Origin of the sequence: Microbulbifer sp. THAF38 (genome assembly GCF_009363535.1) — a bacterium.
Classification (GTDB): Bacteria; Pseudomonadota; Gammaproteobacteria; order Pseudomonadales; family Cellvibrionaceae; genus Microbulbifer.
The window spans coordinates 3,551,765-3,569,289 of sequence record NZ_CP045369.1 but is presented as its reverse complement, the minus strand read 5'-3'; the positions used below and the strand labels follow the sequence as shown (position 1 = coordinate 3,569,289).

Annotated in this window: 17 protein-coding genes and 2 tRNA genes; 12 read left to right on the top strand and 7 right to left on the bottom strand. The window is 46.6% G+C overall.

What is annotated here, in order from left to right; translation table 11 throughout:
* Window positions 1-58: 58 nt before the first annotated feature.
* From FIU95_RS21525 to FIU95_RS21795, 5 genes are all read left to right on the top strand, one after another.
* Window positions 59-247 carry a hypothetical protein gene (locus FIU95_RS21525; protein WP_253868676.1) on the top strand — a complete coding sequence of 63 codons (189 nt, stop codon included), beginning with the start codon at window positions 59-61 and terminating at the stop codon, window positions 245-247.
* A 75-nt stretch (window positions 248-322) separates the two neighbouring features.
* Window positions 323-1,297: an RHS repeat domain-containing protein gene (locus FIU95_RS15455; RefSeq protein WP_152454616.1), complete on the top strand. Its 975-nt coding sequence runs from the start codon at window positions 323-325 to the stop codon at window positions 1,295-1,297.
* An 8-nt stretch (window positions 1,298-1,305) separates the two neighbouring features.
* Window positions 1,306-1,602, top strand: a complete 297-nt coding sequence (locus tag FIU95_RS15450) for a hypothetical protein (protein ID WP_152454615.1) — start codon at window positions 1,306-1,308, stop codon at window positions 1,600-1,602.
* A gap of 542 nt (window positions 1,603-2,144) precedes the next feature.
* Complete coding sequence (locus FIU95_RS15445; protein ID WP_152454614.1) at window positions 2,145-2,345, top strand: hypothetical protein; 201 nt, start codon at window positions 2,145-2,147, stop codon at window positions 2,343-2,345.
* A gap of 211 nt (window positions 2,346-2,556) precedes the next feature.
* Window positions 2,557-2,715 carry a hypothetical protein gene (locus tag FIU95_RS21795; protein ID WP_152456413.1) on the top strand — a complete coding sequence of 53 codons (159 nt, stop codon included), beginning with the start codon at window positions 2,557-2,559 and terminating at the stop codon, window positions 2,713-2,715.
* 10 nt (window positions 2,716-2,725) lie between these two features.
* Here FIU95_RS21795 and FIU95_RS15435 read toward each other — a convergent pair whose 3' ends face one another.
* On the bottom strand, window positions 2,726-3,511 hold the full coding sequence (locus FIU95_RS15435; protein WP_152454613.1) for an FRG domain-containing protein: 786 nt from the start codon (window positions 3,509-3,511) through the stop codon (window positions 2,726-2,728).
* A gap of 422 nt (window positions 3,512-3,933) precedes the next feature.
* Between FIU95_RS15435 and FIU95_RS15430 the strand changes: the two genes are divergently transcribed.
* A complete protein-coding gene (locus tag FIU95_RS15430; protein WP_152454612.1) occupies window positions 3,934-4,206 on the top strand; it encodes a hypothetical protein in 273 nt (90 codons plus the stop codon).
* A 331-nt stretch (window positions 4,207-4,537) separates the two neighbouring features.
* Here FIU95_RS15430 and FIU95_RS15425 read toward each other — a convergent pair whose 3' ends face one another.
* Window positions 4,538-5,281 (bottom strand): lipopolysaccharide assembly protein LapB, encoded by a 744-nt coding sequence (locus tag FIU95_RS15425; RefSeq protein ID WP_152454611.1) that lies wholly within the window; start codon window positions 5,279-5,281, stop codon window positions 4,538-4,540.
* An 869-nt stretch (window positions 5,282-6,150) separates the two neighbouring features.
* On the opposite strand from FIU95_RS15425, the gene FIU95_RS15420 reads away from it, so the two are divergent.
* Window positions 6,151-7,065, top strand: coding sequence for a zinc metalloprotease (locus tag FIU95_RS15420; protein ID WP_152454610.1), 915 nt, complete (start codon window positions 6,151-6,153; stop codon window positions 7,063-7,065).
* Between the two features lie 546 nt (window positions 7,066-7,611).
* On the opposite strand, the gene FIU95_RS15410 is transcribed toward FIU95_RS15420, so the two are convergent.
* Window positions 7,612-8,631 (bottom strand): lyase, encoded by a 1,020-nt coding sequence (locus FIU95_RS15410; protein WP_152454608.1) that lies wholly within the window; start codon window positions 8,629-8,631, stop codon window positions 7,612-7,614.
* Window positions 8,632-9,063: 432 nt separating this feature from the next.
* Between FIU95_RS15410 and FIU95_RS15405 the strand changes: the two genes are divergently transcribed.
* From FIU95_RS15405 to FIU95_RS15385, 5 genes are all read left to right on the top strand, one after another.
* Entirely contained in the window at window positions 9,064-10,245 is a 1,182-nt protein-coding gene (locus tag FIU95_RS15405; RefSeq protein ID WP_152454607.1) for an MFS transporter, read from the top strand.
* A 53-nt stretch (window positions 10,246-10,298) separates the two neighbouring features.
* The gene (locus FIU95_RS15400) at window positions 10,299-11,105 is read left to right on the top strand and encodes an alpha/beta fold hydrolase (RefSeq protein WP_152454606.1); all 807 of its coding nucleotides are present in this window, start codon (window positions 10,299-10,301) and stop codon (window positions 11,103-11,105) included.
* Window positions 11,106-11,272: 167 nt separating this feature from the next.
* Window positions 11,273-12,634 (top strand): S41 family peptidase, encoded by a 1,362-nt coding sequence (locus FIU95_RS15395; RefSeq protein WP_253868674.1) that lies wholly within the window; start codon window positions 11,273-11,275, stop codon window positions 12,632-12,634.
* Window positions 12,635-13,026: 392 nt separating this feature from the next.
* The gene (locus FIU95_RS15390; protein ID WP_152454604.1) at window positions 13,027-13,734 is read left to right on the top strand and encodes a SapC family protein; all 708 of its coding nucleotides are present in this window, start codon (window positions 13,027-13,029) and stop codon (window positions 13,732-13,734) included.
* Between the two features lie 151 nt (window positions 13,735-13,885).
* A complete protein-coding gene (locus tag FIU95_RS15385) occupies window positions 13,886-14,962 on the top strand; it encodes a sulfite exporter TauE/SafE family protein (RefSeq protein ID WP_152454603.1) in 1,077 nt (358 codons plus the stop codon).
* A 137-nt stretch (window positions 14,963-15,099) separates the two neighbouring features.
* On the opposite strand, the gene FIU95_RS15380 is transcribed toward FIU95_RS15385, so the two are convergent.
* The 4 genes from FIU95_RS15380 to ychF all read right to left on the bottom strand — a co-directional run bounded on the left by FIU95_RS15380 (window position 15,100) and on the right by ychF (window position 17,487).
* Window positions 15,100-15,174, bottom strand: a tRNA-Gln gene (locus tag FIU95_RS15380).
* Window positions 15,175-15,213: 39 nt separating this feature from the next.
* Window positions 15,214-15,290 (bottom strand) — tRNA-Met (locus tag FIU95_RS15375).
* Window positions 15,291-15,414: 124 nt separating this feature from the next.
* Complete coding sequence (locus FIU95_RS15370; RefSeq protein ID WP_152454602.1) at window positions 15,415-16,335, bottom strand: DMT family transporter; 921 nt, start codon at window positions 16,333-16,335, stop codon at window positions 15,415-15,417.
* Window positions 16,336-16,395: 60 nt separating this feature from the next.
* The gene (ychF, locus tag FIU95_RS15365) at window positions 16,396-17,487 is read right to left on the bottom strand and encodes a redox-regulated ATPase YchF (protein WP_152454601.1); all 1,092 of its coding nucleotides are present in this window, start codon (window positions 17,485-17,487) and stop codon (window positions 16,396-16,398) included.
* Window positions 17,488-17,525: the final 38 nt, after the last annotated feature.

Here is a 17,525-nt window from a genome sequence, read left to right as displayed (position 1 = left end):
CCACTACGACGCCCTTGATCGCCTGACCCAGGTAGATGGTCCCAACCCTGAATACTTTGTGCACGACCCCGCACATAATATTCTTGCTGCCGCCAACTCGAAAGACGAAGCTAAACAACAGGCCAGCGCCACACAGGTCAAAGGTAACCGTTTAGCCTTCCGCGGTGATACCCACTACCGCTACGATATCCATGGCAACCGCATCGCCGAACTGCGCGGTAAAGGGCAAAAACTGCAAACCCGCTAGCACTACAATAGCTGCCAACAACTGGTACGCGTAGAAAAGCTTAAGGTAAAAAACGGCACAGAACAGTTCCAGCAGGTGATCCACTACCAATACGACCCCTTGGGCCGCCGTGTTGGTAAAGCGAGTGAGAGTGATCAAATCGATTTCCTCTGGGATGGCGATGTTCTGCTGCGTGAAAGTAAAGCCGATTTCCATACGCAGCAGGACCTGAATACCCGGACTTATTACTTCGAACCGGGCACCTTTAAGCCGGTTGCACTTAAAGAAGATGAGCAGGTTTATCACTACCACCTGGATCATCTGGGAACCCCAGATACCCTCACCAATCAGGATGGTGAAGTGGTATGGAGTGTTGCCTACAAGAGTTACGGCAATATAGCCCTGGCCCATGAAAATCAGATAGGGCAGCCGATTCGTTTCCAGGGGCAGTACTTCGATGAAGAGACAGGCCTGCACTACAACCGGTTTAGGTACTATGATCCCCAGATTGGGGGGGTTACTCAGCAGGACCCGATAAAATTCATAGGGGGGAAAAACCTTTATCGGTATGCAAAATCTCCCTTAGCATGGGTTGACCCCTTAGGCCTAACCGCAATAGAGAACTCAGCTATTCATGGAGTGGGGGGAAATTATGGCACATCCATAGATGATAAAGTTACAGTACTTAGTGAAAAGGATGAGCTTCCACCCTGGATTGCTGATAGCTTCACTGATTCTCAATACAAAACAGTTATAGCTAACGAAGATTTGGTTGTGTATCGAGTGTATGGGGGGAGTGCAAGACAAGGAGGAGGGTTTGTATCGACGTCTCCAGCCTTAAATAGAATCCAAGCTAAAATAGATGTGGCCTTACTTCCCGAATGGAAAAATACACGAGTGTATGAGGCTGAGATTACTATTCCTAAAGGTACAAAACTCAATGTTGGTAAAGTGGCTCCACAAACAATCAAGTCGACGGGAACAGTGTTGGAGGGTGGCGCTGATCAAATCTTAATGTCAGAAGGATGGCCTGAAGAGTGGGTGATGAGTGTTAGGAAAGTAACTCCTTAGAGTTGATAATGAAAAATATTTCTTTGGTAAATGATAAAGAGCTCGTAGATCAGCTGAGAAAAACTATCAAAGCTATAAATGCTAAATTAATTGAGTCGGATGAAGATATTATCCGAGAGTATCTTCGTAAATATGAGAGGGCTTTGGAGGCAGTTAATAGGAATGTCAATGTAGCTGAGCAGAGGGAGAAGCTTTCAAAGTTACTTAATTGCGCCCGAGGATATTTGGAATATTCCTCATGTTATAATCAGGACTTTCTTAATGAGATGGGTGTATCAGAGATGATTGTAAAAAAACGTTTATAGATTTATGAGCGTTGATTATGTAGTGAACTTGAGTGACGCCAAATGGAATGGTTGAAAAGGGTTAGAAAAATTTCATTTTTTATATTAAAAGGAAATTAGGTGAGGTTTTAGCGCGAATGAGTAGGCAGTTGTGGCTAAAGTCAAGTTTAAAAAAGTTTCTCCCGCTGATAGCTCGGAATTATTATTTTTCGACGATAAAGGGAATGAATACAGCCTTTTTACTGACTCAAGGGTGAGAGAAGTGGTGGGTGTAAACCCAGATTTCTGGGATAAGTTCTACTTTTGCAAATCAATAATCGTTGACTATGTTCTGGAGGGACGTTCGAGAAAAATTACTAAGGTGATATCTTATAAATAGCTTGTCTTTATTTCTAGGAAAAGATCGAGGCGCCTCAAAAGTTTTGTCTTGGGACGAGGGTGGGCGACAAGTTGTTCTTAAGTTTCCAACAGTTGCTCGAGCTATTTATTCGGCGATATCTAAAAAGGTATACGTAAGTGAGTATATCAGGTCGCTAATCCATGTTTATTCAAAGAGTGGTGAGTTGCTGGATAACTTTAATATTCCAAAAAAAAATGGCTACCAGTTTAGGGGGTTGAATAAAAACAAAAAATCCAGCACAGGAGTTTCGTTGCTTTATTTTCCTGTTGAAGCTGGGGTTGGAAATCAATGGGATGATATTGAACAATTTGAGCTATTAGATGCTTGCCCATATTTAGGTGGTTTTATTGACATATATCGCTAAAGAAATAGTTCCTGGTGGTTTTGCCATGCGCTGTGTAGTATTTTTTTCTGCTAAATAGAATAAATTGGGGCAGAGTAAACTATTGTCATTTGCTTAACCTTTAGCCAGGCTTCTGATCACTGGCTACGAATATGATGCTCAGGATTGCATCCATGTGGTAATCACCCCAGATGGCGCCCGCACCCAATATAGTTACAACCCCTAGGGGTTACTGGTCGAAGTTACCGGCGCCCAAGGCCGCAGTACCTGCTACGCCTATGATGGCTTCAGACAGGTTAAGACCTGCACCAGCTCGGACGGTAGCCGCCTGGAATACCTCTACGATGGCGAGCGTAATTTAATTGGCCTAACTAACGAGTACAACTCGTAGTTATTTAAGGTTACTGAATTGAATTTTCTCTTTTTATTCGGTCACTCAGTGAGTCTAAATCTTGATAAATAAATTCTTCATCGATTCCAAGGTTAGCTAGAGATTTTATTAATTCTTTCCGTTTCCTATTAGACCTAATGTTAATATCTATGCGCTGGCAGTGATCTGTGCCTTCAAGGATTTCATCAATACTTCGGCTATCGGTCCCATGCAATGTAAAGCAACCTTTCTGCGAAGAAACTCTTCTAATATTTTGTGCGGCGCTAATAGCTATGGGGTTGCAAGGTATCTTATTGCTGTCGGAATTAGCTAATTTTAGGTTGATTGGCAAGTAATCATCTAAATTAACCTTTTCTGTCACTTGTCTCTGCCTTAGTGCTGAAGGGCAGAACACATGTTCTGTTCCTATCAACTTCCTATTTAGATAGTGGGGATGTAAGACCCATACGCTTCTAACCATATCTATTTCTGTATCTGATTCAGATGTTAGAGCAAAAAATAATCCTACCAAGGCAGATTCTGACCAGTCTAATAATCTTGTTGGGAGTCCATGGTGTTGCATTAAAGTGTATAAGTCCCACTCAGTATAAGTGTAATTTGTATACGCTTGATAAGAGGACAGGAACTGGTGGATAAGGACACCCTCATAAGCCAGTGGTATCTCTTTCCACACTATTCCTGGGACTGGTTTGTGATTGGGTGTTGCAACACCCCTAAACCAAGTGGTTGGCCCAGAAGAGATCTTTTCAATATATGATACATATTCTGCAATTGAAGAGACTTGAATTACTTCCACCTAATTTGTCTTCCTTGAGGATGAATGTTGAGTAAAAGCATTCTACGTGAGTTGAGATGATAAAGCACCGACAACAAATCTTAAAAAATGCGCAAGTTCGCATTCATTTGGGACAGGGTAAGATCTTGACGTTTAATCAGGGTTCAAATTACCGGTTGCGAGTACGACTCTCAAGACCATATCCGTTCGGTAGCCACCCAATACAGCTACAAGCCCCAGGAGTTGTTGGCCGCAGTACCTGCTATGCCTACGACGGTTTCAGTCAGGCTAAGATCCATATCAAACCGGATGGCAGCCGTCTGCAATATCACTAAGATGTCGAGCGAAGCTTAATCTGTCTTACTAACGAGAATGGTGGTCGTTATTAATTTAAATGTGCTCTCAACGAGCGCCTGATTGAAGAAGTTGACTTCGATGGCCGTGTGACCCGTAAAGCATGCAAGCGCGCCAGCCTCTTAATCAGTTCCAGAGCTGTGACGGATATAGATACCGGCAAAGGCATCGATATCATCTTCGAACGGGGCCACCTGCTGGAGGAAGTCACCCCTGATGGCATCGCCAATTCCCGGTATAACTGTAACGGTCAGCTAATAGAAGCAGAAAATACCCACTGTAAACCACGCTGCAAATACGGTGCCGTCGGCAGCTGCATCGCGAAGACTTTGACTGGTGGTGAGGTGCTTAACTTTGTGTAAGACTCTGCCAGAAAATACGAAATCTTATGCAGCCTCAATGCTTATTGGATGCGGATAAATATTCTTCACGATAAATAATGAAAGCAAATATCAACAAGGTAACTGAGTGAAAAATTAAGAGGTCTTAACTCAAGATGTTGTGTAAATTAATTAAAAATAAGAGTAGGTCGTGTAGTATATTTAGAGTACACAACCTTACTATTGTTGATCTCTCCCAGGCAAATGAATGCAGCTAAGAATCTTTGCTATATGATTTACTCTTGGTTAGAGTTAACTGTATGCTTTGAACATGGCAATGAAAAATTTGTTGGGCTTGTATGTGCAAGATGGATCATTTTGTTCTGTTCTCTAAATTTGAAGCGAACTCAAACTTCATTCTAGCTAGTGCTTCATTTGCATATTCATTGGCCGCATCTTCGTTACCAATTTCCTCCTCTCTAAGGCCTAAGTTGTAGTAAGGCCAAGCAAAGTCTGGATCAATATTGATTGCTTCCTTGTAGTAATGAATGGACTTTTCTTTATGGCCTAACATAGATAACGCAACACCGGTATGATTAAAGAGAAAAGCTTTTCTACTTTTGGGGCAGTTTTTGATCGATCTTGTCATGTGTAGTTCAAGTCCGTCTGCATCCTCATTTTTTGCAGCAATCATGCCGTATGCAAGGTTTGCTCTCCAGCTATCGATACCCTTTACTAAATATTCTGCTTTCGAAGGGCTTAACAGATAAACAATGTAAAGTGCCTGTAAAGACCTTACTTCTTCATTTTTAGGATTTATAGCGATAGCCTTTAAAATCCAATTGTATCCTTTAAGTAGCTTCATTTTACGGAAGGAGAGGCCTCCCTGATAGGCATCCTGGAAATACGCTTCTGCTAGACATATTAGAGCTTTCTCATGCCTTGGATTTTTCATTAGCAGGTAGTTTGAAATTGCTTTGGACTCCTCTAAAAGTCGAGTTTCACCACGGAATCGGTTTAAATTTTCTTCCGCCTTTTCAATTTTTCCCTTCCTTATCGCTTTATTTTCTAGGGTGAATAATCCTGCTGTTCTTGCTATGGTATTAAAAACTATCATGAGTATTGTTATTTTTTACTGTTGAACCTTTATTATATGGTGAAGTTCATTTGCTTTATCCTAGGATTTGATTACACGTTATTTCAAAGCCGCAAGAAAGTTGAGCGGTTGGACTGGTTGGTGTTGGCAATTAAGTTACCATTAATGATCAAGCTATACCATAAAGTCTTGTAGATCTTTATGGGCAAATCAATTTCTGCTTATACACTTAAGTACACATGGTTAGTGTCGCTCATATACAGGCATCATAAGGAGAGATATGTCTAAAAATGTTGACTTCGGTTGCAGAGGTCTAACAAATATTTAATCAAAAATTATTTAAACCCTATATCCCTTTAGAGCTTGAAGGGATTGTTTAGCCTTTTGCTGCTTAATGGTGTTTAGAGCTGGAATTTGTAATGTCTAATCTTAAGTTCTAAATTTGTTCTTTGTGTAAGATAAATGGCCAGAAAATATCTGTGCTCGAATTTAAGTGGTCAAGAATAGGGTTGTTTGTTTTTCTATGTTAAGTTTTTAGATGGGTCGCTCCAGATATTTCTGTCAAACGTCTTTTTTATTTCTGTAAGGGTGCCAGATCATTACGCGCTATATGCTTTCATGTGTAACTAATTTGTACGGCTTTATATACTTCCAAGTGTAACTATTTTTCCTGTCTTTAATGTTTTCTTTAATGCGTTATTTTTTTTGTTGTAGAGTTTGGGTCGAGAATAGTTTACGTCAAGTTGTTGAGCCTTGTGCCGATTTAAAGGAAATAGTGTCATTATCATAGTTTTGCGATTTGGTACTATTGACAGTAATTGGTTTGAGCATAGAAAGTTGACGGGCTGTTTGGGGTACCTAATTTCAATAATAAATTTAAGGTCCAGGTTATGAGTAAGACTGCTCTCTCAGTTTCAATGAAAACTGTATTGTCTCTTTGTCTGTTAACTTCATCCGCTATTGGTCTCGCTGAAAATATTTCAGACGCTGAGCGTAGTAATGGCAAAGCAAAATATAAGCACTGTGGTACTCAGCATCCATCTATTCAGGAGGCCGCGCTGAAAGAGCAGCATTTTACTGCTTTGCGTCAGAAATCATCTGTTGCTGATGGAGGCCACACATTACGGCCTAATGGCTCCGTTAGTATTGATGTGTACTTCCATGTGATTACTGATTCCTCCAATAATGGATCCCTCCCCAGCAATGTTATCAATGCACAAATGGATGTTCTGAATAATGCATATGCAAATACCCCCTTCACTTTTAATCTAGTTTCTACATCGGTAACGGCTAATAATTCTTGGTATAACGTGGGTTATGGTTCCTCCGCAGAGAATAATATGAAAAATGCTTTGCGCGTTGGTGATGCTGGAGATTTAAATATTTATGTAGCTGAAATTAGTGACGGTTTGTTGGGGTGGGCAACTTTTCCAAGCAGCTATGCCTCAGATCCCTTCGATGATGGGGTGGTGATTTTAACTGGATCGGTGCCTGGTGGTGATGCGGCCCCTTACAATGAAGGTGACACTTTGACTCATGAAGTTGGTCATTGGTTGGGTCTTTACCATACTTTCCAAGGGGGATGTGGAGGCAGGGGGGACTATGTTTCAGATACTCCCGCAGAAAGATCTGCCGCCTATGGCTGTCCGATAGGGCGGGATTCCTGTACACGGGGAAGAAATGCTGATGGGCTGGACCCGGTGACAAACTTTATGGATTACACCGACGATAGCTGCATGTATGAGTTCACTGAAGGGCAGGCCACACGAGCAGACCAGCAAAGCGCGACTTATCGCGGGCTTTAGGGGCTAATCGGGGGGATCTCCCCCCGATATAATTTATCTTATGCGAATCATTCGATTTTTCTTAATTCTTTGTGCTCTGAGTTTACCGAGTATCGGTACGGAAGCTCAGCGACTTGCTGTACCGGATTACGTTACTTGTGATAGGAATAAGCTAACCTCTTGGCAAGGGAGGGTGTCTAAATTAAAGCTGGTAAATGGTAGCTTTGAGTTGTGGATGGAGACTGATGATGGTACCAGTGAGTATCTAAAACTCTCTATGCCTGGTTGGAGTAAGCTGCTAGAACAGTTTCGCCTTGAAGGAAACGTATTTAAACCGAGCGACTGGCAAAAGGTCTCTACCCCAGAGAGTGGTCTTCGCCCTGGGGTCCGAGCCATGATTTGGTTGTGTGAAGATAAATCATATCCCCCTGTGATCAATTGGCAACCTCCTTACAATTAGGGCCCTATACTTGCATTAAATAGGGCTGAGTATTGTCTTAGAGTGTCTTAAGTTGTCAATTGCTGGTTCTTTACTTTTAGGTTTTTTTCATGTGTTTCTTTGAGGGTTTAGCTCTTAGGTATGCCTTGATCTAGATATCCTGTATCAACTCCAAACCAGAAACTTCCATCTTTGTTATTAAAATACATGTAGCGGATATTGCCTCCGCTCGGCACTGTGGTTTGACTGGTAAATTTCTCGGTTTTGGTATCAAAGGCAAAGATAATATTCGGCGTAGCTCCAGTGTCCGCTATCCAGAGCTGGCCTTTATCGTCCAGTGCAGTGCCGTAAGGTCGAGGGTTTTCGTAGGGAACCTTCCACTCCTTGAATCTTTTTGTCCTGGGAATATATCGACCGATATAACCCTCAGGGTAATCCACATACCAGATATTACCAGTAGGATCGATTTCCAACCTGCGCGGACGAGCTTTTGAGCGCGGGAGGGAAACTTCTGTTACCGCCATGGTTTTGGGGTCTACCCAGGCAAGCTTGTTGGTGCCAAATAAGGCTACCCAGGGGCGATCTTGTTGGTCTACCTTAATGCCATAGGGGCGCGCATTACTGGTTTGTGGCGTTGCGATCTGTACACGACCAGTGGATACATTCAATAAGCCAATCCGATTACTCTGTTGGGCGGTAAACCAGATATTCCCCTCCCGGTTAAAGACCAGCGTATGTGGATCATTAACCCCTTCAGGCATAGCATATTGATGAATTTTGCCATCCTCTGGATTCATCCGGCCAATATGTGCGTTGCGGTTACCGGCGTACCAGATCTGATCTTGGTTATCCACAATCAAGTTGTGTGGGTGAGTCCCTTCGGGTACCTCAAATTGCTTGAATTCTTTATTAGTCGGATTAAATCGACCAATATAGTTGCCTGCCTGTCCACAGAACCAGACTTGTTGTTGGTTATCCACATGGGGGTCCCTTGGTAAACCCTCCCAAGGCACCTTCCATTCCTTTAAGATGAGGCTATCTGGCAGGACACTGACTTGGGGAGAGGCATAGGAGACTGTGGATAACGCATAAAGGGTAGAGACGGCAATTTGAAGCAATAAGCTGGAAATCTTAGTGAATATATTCATTTAGCAGCTCCATTGGCTAAGCGCCTCTAAAGGACAAAGATTTGCTACCGTGATTGATATCGAGAGTATGGGTGATAGAGGTTGTTCATAGCTTAGATGATTAATGGTGTTTCATAAGAAAAAAGATATTGGGAGTTATGTAGGGGTTTTCCAAAGAATTATTGAGCCTAGTTTTCACGTGTGGCCAGCGATATCATTTAGTATTTTTATACCCGGTATGGTTTTATACTCTATTGCCTGTATATAATGAATGAGCGCATGGCCCCTAAGGCACGTGGTTGAAAGATTCTACTTTTCAATGGCCAGGATCTATAAACTATACGCATCCCAAATGCAGAGTATTATTTCCTTCCTCACTCTGAGTAATTCGGTTCAATTTACACGTCTGTAACCTATAGCGTATATTGCAACCCCTAATGTAGGAGTCTCGCTATGTTACAACGTCTCCGCCGGCCAGAGATATTATTGTTGCTCTTGGCTGCTTCAATGCCCCTTTCTTTCTCCGTATGGAATACTCTGCTCAATAATTTTGTAATTACTAAGGCCTCCTTTACTGGAGCTGATATTGGTCTGTTGCAAAGTGTGCGGGAGATACCGGGCTTCCTCGCTTTCACGGTAATCTTTGTTTTGTTACTCATACGTGAGCAGCGGTTGGCGCTTCTTTCGCTCATTGCGACGGGAGTGGGAGTCATGCTGACAGGATTTTTCCCTTCACTTACAGGGCTGTTATTGACAACCCTATTGATGTCCATTGGGTTTCATTTCTATGAAACTTTGCAGACTTCCTTAGCTCTGCAGTGGTTTCCGAAACAGACCTCGGCAATTTGGATGGGGCGTATGGCTGCGGCCGGTTCGTTTGCCGCATTGCTGGCCTATGGGTTGGTTTGGTACTTAATGAATTTGGCTGGATTGGATTATTCCTGGGTTTACCTGATTGGAGGTGGTACTACAGTCTTGGTTGCTTTGGTAGCTTGGATACTCTTTCCTCAGTTTCCCCAGCCTCACAGTCAGCGAAAGCAGCTGATAGTGCGAAAACGCTATTGGCTTTACTACGTTCTGACAATGATGAGTGGCGCGCGCCGGCAAATCTTTATTGTCTTCGCTGGTTTTTTAATGGTGGAAAAATTTGGTTACAGTGTGGGCGAAATAGCTGCCCTCTATACAGTGAACCACCTGCTTAACTTATATATTGCACCAAAAATAGGACAATTTATTGTCCGCTTTGGAGAGCGCCGTATTCTTACCTTGGAATATCTCGGCTTAATACTGGTTTTCGCTGGCTATGCACTGGTAGAGAGTGCGGCGATGGCAGCTGCACTCTATATTATTGATCACCTGTTCTTTTCTATGGCAATAGCGATCAAGACTTATTTTCAAAAGATCGTGGATGAGCGTGATATAGCTGCATCTGCTGGAGTCAGCTTTACCATTAATCATATCGCTGCGGTTGTTATACCGGTTCTATTCGGTCTGCTCTGGCTCACTTCTCCGGCCATGGTGTTCTTTGCAGGATCTTTGATGGCTTTGGTTTCGCTGGGGTTGGCGCAGCTGGTGCCTGAAGAACCTGGACCCGGCAACGAAGCGCGTTTGGGGCAGAGAGTAGCTGCAACATAGCGGCACTCTGCTATTTTGGGTCCGGATTCTTTGGTCGTTATTAGAGGTTGTATATGCGTCTAGTCCTGCTATTTATAATGTTTGCTCTTCCCCTGGGTGTTTTTGCGGCACCAGAACAAATTTCTGTTGGTGAATACCGTATTGAATACGAGATCAAGGGGGCTGGCGAGGCTACTTTATTTCTAGAAGCGGGTGGTTCGGCTGGTATGTCTGATTGGAATCCAATCTATGCCAAGCTGGCAGAGCACGCAAGAGTCATACGTTACTCTCGTGTAGGTAATGGCAATTCCACAGCTATTAGGAAGCATTTTAGCTCTGAGGATTATGCCCAAGGGGCTAAGACTTTACTGGAAGCTTTGGGTGTTAAAGGTAAGGTTATCTATATTGCGCATTCCTATGGTGCAAATGTAGCTCGAACTTTTGCTGCGCAGTATCCAGAGAAATTGGCTGCCTTGATGCTGATTGAGCCATCTTCCGAGCACGATGTAGATATTATGCGTGCTCTGGATTTGGAGCTGGCTGAGAAACAGATTGCTCAGGTAAAACTGGATGACATGAAGAATGGGATGTCGAATCAGTACTTGGACTTTTGGTCCAAGCGTCCCCTACCAGACTACCCACAAATTCCCGATATCCCTGTTACTGTGATTACTTCAATCAAGAAGTATGATGACCCTCAGCTACTCTTTTTCACCGATGAGGCTCGAAATATGTGGGGCGAGTTACACTCAAACTGGGCCCATGCATTTCCACAGGGGCGAGTGGTTCTGACAGAGAAAAGTTATCACTACCCTCACAATGATGAGCCGGATATGGTGGTAAACGAAGTTCTAGCACTTATTTCCAGGGCTTCTAAATAGGTAGAACCAATAGATGGAAAATGCAACCATGTTATATTTTCATAGTCGACAAGTTGCAGGTTTTTAACGGTAGCCGGTATTTACCATCTATCCCTAAGTCATAAAATATAAATCCTTTTATCTATCGAGCTTTTGCTGTGCTTAAAAAAATTGTTTTGGCTTTTTCTATGGCTGCTTTCTCTGCTGGTATCGTTTATTCAGAGGATACCAATAAAGTTCAAGATAATTTATCTGATGCAGATAAACTATTTGGGCTTTCTCTCTATTGGAAGGAGGTTAGCTATAACTTCGCTTTCTTCGACCAGGTTCCCGAGTTGGACTTCGATGCTAAGTATCGGGAATTTATTCCACGGGTTTTAGCAACACAAAACACCTATGAATATTACCGTGAACTGAAGCGCCTCAATGCCTTCCTGCAGGATGGTCATACCAATATTTATTACCCAAAGGGTATGTCCTCTAGCTATATAGACTGGCCAGCTATTCGCTTAACTGAGGCCGGGCGTAAGGCAGTGATCACAGGAGTTGAAAAGGGGCTGGAGTCACAAATTCCTCCTGGCTCAATTATTGTCGCGATCGATGGGCAGCCCGTGGAAGCTCATTTAAAAGAGCAGGTGATGCCATATATTGCCAGCTCTACTCAACATATTCTCTGGAATACTGCGGTTCGAGATGCTCTCGATGGAAAGCCGGGCAGCATGGCCCAATTCACTATTCAAACTCCAAATGGGGCGACCAAGAGTGTCCAGGTTAAGCGGGATGCACGGGGTAGGGAGATCGAATATGCCTCAATCAAACAGCCCGCCTCCAATGGTGAATTGTTTGAGTTCAAATGGATGGAGGATGATATCGGTTATGTGGCGCTAAATGGTTTTCATGATGAAGCGATTGTTGAGCAATTTAAATCTCACTACGATGAAATTACTAAGTCTAAAGGGCTGATTATTGATTTGCGTTTTAATGGTGGAGGTAATTCTGCCTATGCCGGAGAGATAATCTCTTATTTGGCTGATCGGGATTTACCTGGCTCTGTATGGAAAACTCCCAAGCATGTTGCAGCTTATAAGGCCTGGGGCTCTTTTGCGGATCAGTTTGAAGATTTAGAAGAGTATCGTCCCTATGCAGAGGGTACTTCATGGGAATCTGGTGAGGGGTCCGGGGATTTAGTTGAGCCGAAGTCGGAGAGTAACCACATAGTACCAACTTATGTGCTGATTGGCCGAAATACCGCCTCTGCAGCTGAAGACTTCTTGGTGTATGCAGATTCTCTCGAACATTTCACTACTGTAGGTGAACCCACTTATGGCAGTACGGGACAACCTATGTTCGTAGACCTTCCTGGAGGTGGTACTTTCAGAGTGTGTACCAAGCGGGATACTTACCCTGATGGGCGGGAGTTTGTTGGTTACGGTATCCAGCCAGATATTCTGGTAGAGCGCACCTTGGATATTGTGCGATCAGGTGAGGACCAGGTGCTGGAAAGGGCTTTCGCTGACCTAAAGAGCTCGATCGCTGGCTCAGCTCTCTGACTGCATATTTATTGAACAGGTCTGACCTGCTTATCGGTTGCTTTTTAGCTATAGGGCAGGCTGGGCTGCTTAGCTATTTGAGGCACCTTAAATAATTGTGCACCGATGGTTTCCTTAACTGGTCTGGGCTGTTATTCCCTATTCCCCCTACTGTGTGCTGAAACCCAAGTCTCAGCAGGGAGAGGCATGTCGGTGAAAATTTGTCTTTAGATAAATTACCACTGGCCGAGATTGCCTGTTGGGCCGCTTCGCTGTTTAATGCTGGCTTTGGTTTCCGGCGACTATTCGGCGGCTAGAGGAAAGCGCTTGTCATCGTTTATAAGCCAATTAAGTGGTACGTTAGGGTATCTCTGAAAATTAAGTAACTATAAAAGTAGCTAGGAGTTGTACTTATGGCACAGATCAAAGCTTTGGATAAAAAGGCACATGCCAACCTGAAACTCACCCAGGACATCACTTTTGACCATGTGAGCAGCAATCATATTTTGCCGCTAGTGGTTCAGGAGATTGTTCAAGCGGCCCAGAGCTATCCGATCCTGTTCGTAAAAGACCAGAACACCGATCAGTTCAAAGTGGTTGCCCTCACTGGCCTGCGTCCCGGTGAAAACCTGTTCTCCGGCGCTGACGGCTGGAACGGCAGCTACATTCCTCTGCAGGTTCGCACCTACCCATTCGTACTGGTGAAGAACCCAGAGAATACCGATCAGGCGGTACTGTGTATTGATGAAGACTCCAAGATGCTGAGTGAAGCCGAAGGTGAGGCCCTGTTCGACGGTGAAGGTGAGCAGACCGACTACCTGAAGAACCGTGCCCAGGCGGTGGTGGAAACTGCCCAGCGTGTGTCTGTTACCGAGTCTTTTATCGAGTTCCTGGTATCCAAGGATCTGCTGACCCAGAAGAAGCTGACTCTGCGTATTAACGAAGAGGATAAGCCCTACGACCTGACCGGTTTCTACGTGATTGACGAAGAGAAGCTGAACAATTTGTCTGATGAAGACTTCCTGGAGCTGCGTAAGCGCGGTGCTCTGCCGGCGATTTACGCTTCCATGATGTCCTCCATGCAGGTTCAAAATCTGATTCGCAAAAAGCGCCTGAACTGATCCTGTAAAGCCCGGTGACTGCGGTTGCCGGGCGGTCTTTCCGCATCGTCTTTTCGAGATGCAGTTATCAGCGGTCACTTTCCCACCTTGATCCCGCCTTACACTCGTACCACTATTAGCCCCTCTGACGTTTAAGTTCGCGAATAATAAGATGAAATTCCTAGCGCGGTTATCTCTCCGCTACTGGTTTGCCTGGTTGGTTTTGTTTTACGGAGTGTGGCTGTTCCTTGTTTTACAGGGGGATAATCTGGCCCTGGCACTGGAACATTGGTCCATGGCACTGGCCATGGCGCTCGGCAGCTATGCCGCTGGTTCCACGCCCATGGGCGGAGGCACTGTTGGCTTTCCGGTGTTGGTGCTGCTATTTGATATGCCGGCCAGTCTCGGCCGCGATTTCAGTTTTGCGGTTCAGTCCATCGGCATGGTCAGTGCCAGCCTGTTTATTCTCTGTCGGCGACAGGCGCTGGCCTGGTCGATGTTGCGCGGCGCTCTGCTCGGTTCTTTATTGGCTATCCCCGCAGGTATATTACTGTTCGCCCCACTGATCCCCGAATTGTGGGTAAAACTCTCCTTCGCAGTGCTTTGGGGTAGCTTTGGGGTGTTTCATTTATACCGCCTCGCTGAGATTACCGACTGTGAGCACAAGGGTGATCCGCAGTGCCCAACGGATTTTCGTGTCGGTTTTTTGCTTGGGGCTTTTGCTGGTTTCTGTGTGGTCTCCGTGACCGGCGTGGGTGTGGATATGCTGGTGTATGCGGCTCTGGTGCTTTTGAGTCGTGTGGATCTGAAAGTAGCGATCCCCACTTCGGTGGTGATTATGGCCTTCTGTTCTGTGCTGGGCGTGTTGGTGAAATCACTGGCCGGTGATTGGCAGCCGGGGGTCTTTGGCAATTGGCTGGCGGCGGCGCCGGTGGTGGCCTTGGGAGCACCCCTGGGCGTTTTTGTCGTGAGTCTTTTGGGTCGCAAGCCCACACTACTGATTGTGGCTCTACTGTGTGTTGTGCAGCTTGTGTGGGCTTGCGTGTCTGAGCGGCAGGCGCTGAGTGGTCTGGGCGGCCCGCTGGTACTGCTGGCGCTGCTGTTGTGTCTACTGGGGTTTGAGTGGCTGCGCGCGCTGGGATTGCGCCGCGAGCACAGTCGTGGAGCCATCTCAGAATTTGCGTCGGCTACGGAGGCTGAGGCGGTTTCAATAGAGGAAACCTTGGCGCCGGGCGTTAAAGCCGGGTAGGGATGTTGGGTGGTGGCTGGTGCGCAATTGCGTGCCGGCAGCGATAAGCTGATATCAACGAACAAAGATGTCGGCTGACGAAGAATCTAGTTTTGAGTGCTGCCCTGGATCGGGCCTGCGGGATAAATTCTGTAAGATGGCTGGGGCGGAAGGATTCGAACCTTCGCATGACGGGATCAAAACCCGCTGCCTTACCGCTTGGCTACGCCCCAGTTTCAAGGTTCACAAAGAATAGACTTTGTGATTTGAAATGGTAGCAAGGGGGAGACTCGAACTCCCGACCTCAGCATTATGAGTGCTGCGCTCTAACCGGCTGAGCTACCTTGCCATTTCTTTTGTTGTCTCGGCTGTCCCGAGGGCGCGCATTATTAATCGATGGGCTGGGTGTGTCAACACTTTTTTTGTATTCTTTTCAGTTAGTTAGCGATTTTTTCATCTGGAGTCAGCGACTCTTAAGCGCGGCGTCCGGAACGGATGGCGGCGAGGGCAGAGCCCAATACTACCGCGGCGGCACCACTCCAGCTGATCCAATTGAGCGGCTCTACCGCGATGTAATTGGGCCAGATGCTGCTTACCAGGGTACTGAACAACAGTGTGATCACTGGCACCAGCGACAGGGTAGCGCTGACACTGGAGGCCTCCCAGTGGGCCAGGGCCTTGCTGAAAGCGCCATAGGCGATCAGGGTGTTGGCAGTAAGAAACGCTAGCAGTAACCAATCCAGCCAGCCCAGGTGGGAGACATCCAGTGGGTCGGCCATCGGTAGGAAACACAGAGTGCCGGCGATATAAATCAATACCAGCAAGTCCTGCGGCGTGGCGCGGCTGAGGATTTTCTTCTGGAAAAAGCCATACACCGCCCAGGATATGGCAGCGATCAGGATCAGCCCAAGCCCCAGCAGGTAGTCGCTATCGGCACCGCTGCCCAGTTCGGTGAGGCGCTGGTTGAAAAATAACAGCAACCCCATCACCACCAGGGCCACGCCGCACCACTGTCGCGGCGAAAAACGCTCATCCAACCACAGCACACTGGAGATCAACAGCAACAGGGGCGCCAACTGGATCACGATCTGTGCTGCACCGGGGGTGATGTAGTTGAGGCCGCTGGCATAGGTGAGATAGTTGAGCAGCAGTCCGGCCACGGCGAGCAGGGTGAATAACAGCAGGCCACGGCTGAAGAGTGTCTTCAATTTCAATTGCCGTGCACGGCCATAGTAGAGCCCCGCCAGCAGTGCTGCGCCGGCAAAACGATACCAAGTGGCGGTCTCAGGGCTGATATGCTCCAGAAGGCCTTTGAGGGCGATGGGCAGGGCTGCCCACATAAACACTGTAATCAGCGCCAGGGGCAGGCCGACCTTCCAGTTTGATTGCGCCATGGATTTTACGCCGCAGGGACTGCCTCCCCGGGTGGGGAGGCGAAAGATAGATGGAGAGTATTAGACGTTGAAGCGGAAGTGAATCACGTCACCATCGGCGACAACATAATCTTTACCTTCCAGGCGCCATTTACCCGCGTCTTTGGCTCCGGCCTCACCCTTGTGATCGACAAAGTCGCTGTAGCTAATCACTTCGGCGCGGATAAAGCCCTTTTCGAAATCCGTGTGGATTTTGCCAGCGGCATTCGGAGCGGTGGCTCCCAGCGGAATGGTCCAGGCGCGCACTTCCTTCACACCGGCGGTGAAGTAGGTGTGCAGGCCCAGCAGCTGGTAACCGGCGCGGATCACCCGGTTCAGGCCGGGCTCTTCCATACCCAGTTCTTCCAGGAATTCCTGTTTCTCGTCATCGTCCAGCTCGGCAATTTCCGCTTCAAGCTTGTTGCAGATAGGCACCAGTACAGCGTTCTCTTCAGCGGCAATGGCGGCAACGGCGTCCAGGTGCGGATTATTTTCGAAGCCGTCTTCATGCACGTTGGCGATGTACATGGTGGGTTTCACCGTGAGCAGGCTCAGTTCACGCAGGTCTGCCAGTTCATCTTCGGACAAGCCGAAGGAGCGCAGCGGTTTGGCTTCATTCAGGTGCGGCAGGATTTTTTCCAGCAGCGCTTTCATCTTGATGGCGTGCTTGTCCTGCCCCTTGGCGGCGCGGGTAAAGCGCTGCAGGGCTTTCTCCACAGTGTCCAGGTCGGCGAGGGCCAGCTCGGTGTTGATCACCTCGATGTCGGATACCGGGTGTACCTGGTTGGCCACGTGGATGACGTTGTCGTCTTCGAAGCAGCGCACGACATGGGCGATGGCGTCGGTCTCGCGGATATTGGCGAGGAACTTGTTCCCCAAGCCTTCACCCTTGGAAGCACCTGCAACCAGTCCGGCGATATCGGTGAATTCCATGGTGGTTGGAATCACCTTTTGAGGCTTGACGATCTCCGCCAGCTTGTCGAGGCGGGGGTCCGGCACTGGTACTACGCCGGCGTTGGGCTCGATGGTGCAGAAGGGGAAGTTCTCTGCGTCGATTCCCGCTTTGGTCAGTGCGTTGAAGAGGGTGGATTTGCCCACGTTAGGCAGGCCGACAATACCGCAAGTAAAACCCATGGTGATATTTTTCCGTTTGCCCGAGGCGCGTACCGCGC

What these genes read in the sequence shown, in the direction of transcription:
- FIU95_RS15450 (WP_152454615.1), top strand. Translation starts at nt 1,306, where the DNA reads ATGAAAAATATTTCTTTGGTAAATGATAAAGAGCTCGTAGATCAGCTG.
- FIU95_RS15425 (WP_152454611.1), bottom strand. Translation starts at nt 5,281, where the DNA reads ATGATAGTTTTTAATACCATAGCAAGAACAGCAGGATTATTCACCCTA.
- FIU95_RS15420 (WP_152454610.1), top strand. Translation starts at nt 6,151, where the DNA reads ATGAGTAAGACTGCTCTCTCAGTTTCAATGAAAACTGTATTGTCTCTT.
- FIU95_RS15410 (WP_152454608.1), bottom strand. Translation starts at nt 8,631, where the DNA reads ATGAATATATTCACTAAGATTTCCAGCTTATTGCTTCAAATTGCCGTC.
- FIU95_RS15405 (WP_152454607.1), top strand. Translation starts at nt 9,064, where the DNA reads ATGTTACAACGTCTCCGCCGGCCAGAGATATTATTGTTGCTCTTGGCT.
- FIU95_RS15400 (WP_152454606.1), top strand. Translation starts at nt 10,299, where the DNA reads ATGCGTCTAGTCCTGCTATTTATAATGTTTGCTCTTCCCCTGGGTGTT.
- FIU95_RS15395 (WP_253868674.1), top strand. Translation starts at nt 11,273, where the DNA reads ATGGCTGCTTTCTCTGCTGGTATCGTTTATTCAGAGGATACCAATAAA.
- FIU95_RS15390 (WP_152454604.1), top strand. Translation starts at nt 13,027, where the DNA reads ATGGCACAGATCAAAGCTTTGGATAAAAAGGCACATGCCAACCTGAAA.
- FIU95_RS15385 (WP_152454603.1), top strand. Translation starts at nt 13,886, where the DNA reads ATGAAATTCCTAGCGCGGTTATCTCTCCGCTACTGGTTTGCCTGGTTG.
- FIU95_RS15370 (WP_152454602.1), bottom strand. Translation starts at nt 16,335, where the DNA reads ATGGCGCAATCAAACTGGAAGGTCGGCCTGCCCCTGGCGCTGATTACA.
- ychF (WP_152454601.1), bottom strand. Translation starts at nt 17,487, where the DNA reads ATGGGTTTTACTTGCGGTATTGTCGGCCTGCCTAACGTGGGCAAATCC.